Raw genomic sequence first — 2,991 nt, forward strand, 5'->3', positions numbered from 1 at the left:
AAAAACAGTCAAACTATTTTTAATTTTTTATCCAGTTAATTGGGGTTAGGTACATCACAACACATTGGTGAGTTTGCTGCATTATTTACAGCCTGTTGCTGGACGGCAACTGCTCTTGCATTTGAATCAGCCAGCAATAAAGTAGGTTCTGTTGCTGTTAATATAATACGTCTGGGGTTAGCATTAATTTACCTGAGTATTTTTTCTTTAATCACCAGGAATTTGTGGATGCCAACAGATGCATCGGCACATGCATGGATATGGCTTTCTTTGTCAGGATTGGTAGGGTTTGTAATAGGCGACCTTTTTCTTTTTAAATCATATACAATTATAGGCTCACGTATTGCAATGCTGATCATGACATTAGTACCTCCTGTTACTGCTTTAATAAGCTGGCTTATGCTTAGCGAAACACTTACATTTTTCAATTTCATTGGAATGGCATTAACAGTTGGTGGTATAGCATTGGTAATTGTAACCCGCAGAACTGATGAAAAAAAGTTTTCCATTTCTCATTCTCCTAAAGGTATTTTATACGCATTCATAGGAGCCGTAGGACAAGCAGTAGGATTGGTTTTTAGCAAAGTTGGAATGGGCAGTTATAATGCATTTGCTGCAACACAAATAAGAATAATTACAGGAGTTATCGGTTTTGCAGTTGTTATAAGCTTTTGGAAAAAATGGCATAATGTAGGAAGCGCAATAAAAAACATTCCTGCAATGAAGCGCATTTTGATAGGTTCTGTTTTCGGACCTTTTCTGGGAGTTTCATTTTCATTATATTCTGTGCAGCATACCAATGCAGGCATTGCTTCTACAATAATGGCCATTGTACCTATTTTAATTATTCCACCGGCAATTATTTTTATGAAACAAAAAGTAACACTTAAAGAAATTATAGGAGCTATTATTAGTGTTGTGGGAGTTGCAATGTTTTTTATTTAATTGATCACTGGAATAGTAAATATAAATTTACTACCCACGTTGGGTTCACTTTCTACCCATATTTTGCCATCATGTTTTTCGACATATTCTTTGCAAATAAGCAAACCAAAACCAGATCCTTTTTCACCTTCTGTCCCTATGCTTGATTGCTTTATTGCGTTATTCCAAATCGTAGCTTGAATTACTTTATCAAGCCCTATTCCATTATCAGATACAGTAATGATTGCTTTATCAATATTTTTTTTTGCAAGAATTTTTATTTATCCATTCCTCTTTGTGTATTTAATTGCATTGGAAATCAAATTTCGTAATATCGTTTTCAACATGTTTGAATCGGCCAATAGCATTATATTTTCACCTTCGCTGAAATTTATTTTTATTTGTTTTGCTTCAGCATTTTCCTGGTACCTTCCAATAATTTCATTACATATTTCTGCTAAAGCTATTTTTTGAGGATTAAATGACAACCTTCCCGACTGTGAATTTGACCACAACAATATATCTTCCAGTAGATCAAAAGTACATTGTATTGTTTTTTGAATTGTTTTTAATTGTTCTTCAACTTTATCAATATCATATTCTTTTATATGATTCAATAAAAATTTCACGAAGCCAATCAAGCCGTTGAATGGGTTTCTTAAGTCATGAGCAAGAACCTACATGTACCTGTCTTTGTCGGCATTCATTTGTGTTAATCTATCGGCATATTTTTGCAACTGTATTTCTGCTTTCTTACGGCGGTCGATATTTCTATCGATACCTAATAACTTTATCGGTACATTTTTTTCATCAGTTATAATATTTATTTCAACTTCTACCCAGATTAAATTCCCTGATTTTGTAGGTTGATGCACTTCTACACAAATACGTTTTTGAGATATTTTTCCATTATAAAAATCGGCGATCATCATATCAATAAGATTCGAAAGTTTGATATAATCAGGAGGATTGTTTGGGTCGTTTTCAAAATCATGATTCAATGCTTCATCTTCAGTATATCCAAATAAATTATAAACTGAAGGAGAAAAATATTCAAATCTTCTGGTTTGGATATCAATTACCCATATTACATCCGTTGCATTCTCAGCTATCAGTCGATATTTTTCTTCGCTTTCTTTTAATATCTGTTCTTTCTTTTTACGCTCTGAAATATCACGGACAATCAATTGCAGAGCAGGTTTGCTGCCATATTCAATTGGAATGGCTATTGCTTCTACATCAACAGAAGTACCATCAACGCGAATGAACTTTTCTTCTGTTACAGGCATTACGCTTTTCTCTTCGCTGGTTTTTTTATCCGATCCATTACAATCTGGCGATAGTCAGGATGTATAAATTCGATAACAGTTTTTCCAATTAATTCTGATGCGGAAGTGGCTCCCATCAGTTGAATACAAGCTTTATTTACATAAACTATTTTCCCTCCAATATGAATCCCTATTGCATCAGGATGGTTGTCTATCAATTCCTGATACCTTTTTTCACTATCTTTTAATTGCTGTTCTATGTTTTCCATTTCTTTTTATAATGGATATTTTTCTATAAAATAATTATAATTACGATATCTTTTTAAGGTTTGTTTTTTAGCTGAATTAATATGTAAAAAATAGTTTATTTATAGTTACGAAGATATATTTCGTAGTAACTTTATATCATTTAATATTGATTATGTAAATTTATTAAAAATACTTTTATCATGCAAATTATTTTAATAGCTTTTCACATAAATAAAAAAAAATTTTTATAGAAATTCACATCAGCAATAGCTTTTTTTCTTAACTAACCTGAGTTCGTAATAATAATGAAGAACAGAATTTATTACAATTGAAAATACTTTACTTTTAAATATTTATTTTTATTATACCAAAGTATAAATACAACTATTAATTTTTATCAATATCACTTTAGTAAAAAAACAAATGTTAAGTTATTGTTGAATTATATTTTTTTGTAAATTTGCATCATTATTGGCTCCGTAGCATAACTGAATAGTGCATCTGACTACGGATCAGAAGGTTGGGGGTTTGAATCCCTCCGGAGTCACTA

At 31.5% G+C, this 2,991-nt stretch carries 3 protein-coding genes, 1 tRNA gene and 1 pseudogene; 2 read left to right on the forward strand and 3 right to left on the reverse strand.

Annotated features, from left to right (window positions below; genetic code table 11):
• Positions 1–39: 39 nt before the first annotated feature.
• Positions 40–945, forward strand: a complete 906-nt coding sequence (locus PKK00_15020) for a DMT family transporter (GenBank protein ID HNW99717.1) — start codon at positions 40–42, stop codon at positions 943–945.
• Between the two features lie 260 nt (positions 946–1,205).
• Here PKK00_15020 and PKK00_15025 read toward each other — a convergent pair.
• The 3 genes and pseudogenes from PKK00_15025 to PKK00_15035 form a co-directional block, all read right to left on the reverse strand.
• Positions 1,206–1,586 (reverse strand): annotated as a pseudogene (locus PKK00_15025) (HAMP domain-containing sensor histidine kinase).
• A gap of 15 nt (positions 1,587–1,601) precedes the next feature.
• Positions 1,602–2,213, reverse strand: coding sequence for a PAS domain S-box protein (locus PKK00_15030; GenBank protein ID HNW99718.1), 612 nt, complete (start codon positions 2,211–2,213; stop codon positions 1,602–1,604).
• Positions 2,213–2,461 carry a PAS domain S-box protein gene (locus tag PKK00_15035; GenBank protein ID HNW99719.1) on the reverse strand — a complete coding sequence of 83 codons (249 nt, stop codon included), beginning with the start codon at positions 2,459–2,461 and terminating at the stop codon, positions 2,213–2,215. The genes PKK00_15030 and PKK00_15035 overlap by 1 nt, the downstream gene beginning before the upstream one ends.
• 453 nt (positions 2,462–2,914) lie before the next feature.
• On the opposite strand from PKK00_15035, the gene PKK00_15040 reads away from it, so the two are divergent.
• Positions 2,915–2,988: transfer RNA gene (locus PKK00_15040), tRNA-Arg, on the forward strand.
• The last annotated feature ends 3 nt before the right edge of the window (positions 2,989–2,991 follow it).

It is taken from the genome of Bacteroidales bacterium, assembly GCA_035353855.1.
GTDB lineage: Bacteria > Bacteroidota > Bacteroidia > Bacteroidales > CG2-30-32-10 > DAOQAK01.